Source organism: Pseudomonas fluorescens (assembly GCF_902498195.1).
In the GTDB taxonomy this organism is placed as follows: Bacteria; Pseudomonadota; Gammaproteobacteria; order Pseudomonadales; family Pseudomonadaceae; genus Aquipseudomonas; species Aquipseudomonas fluorescens_BU.
Genome location: NZ_CABVIY010000031.1, coordinates 1 through 514, shown reverse-complemented (window position 1 = coordinate 514; position 514 = coordinate 1). Strand labels below are relative to the sequence as shown.

Annotated in this window: 1 protein-coding gene; it reads left to right on the top strand. The window is 59.9% G+C overall.

Features of this window, described 5'->3' with window-relative positions:
* Nucleotides 1–514 (top strand): response regulator transcription factor (locus F8N66_RS31390; protein ID WP_150773749.1); only part of this gene is annotated, 514 nt, incomplete at both ends.

Genomic DNA, 514 nt, shown 5'->3' with positions numbered 1-514 from the left:
CTGTACAGCTTCGAACGGGGCGAAGACCTGCTACGCCAACTGCGTCGGGAAACCTTCGACCTGCTGATCCTCGACTGGCAACTGCCCGACCTCACGGGTTTGTCATTGCTGCTCTGGACCCGCGAACACATGGACGCGCCGCCTTCAGCCATCATGCTCACCAGTCGTGACGGCGAAAGCGATATCGTTCAGGCCCTGAATGCCGGCGCCGATGACTACGTCAGCAAACCGTTCCGCCCCAATGAACTGAAAGCCCGTGTTGCCGCAGTCCTGCGCCGACATGCTCAGCAGCGCGCCGCTGCCGAAGGGTTGAGCTTCAATGACCTGGTTTTCGACGACGCCGAACTGACCATCACTCTCGACGGCAAACCAATCGTCATGACCGAACGCGAATACCGCCTGGCGCATTGCCTGTGCAGCAACCTCGGTCGACCGCTGTCGCGGGATTACCTGTACGAACGATTCTGGCCCCATGAAGAATTGTCGTCGTCACGGCCGCTGGACACTCACATCT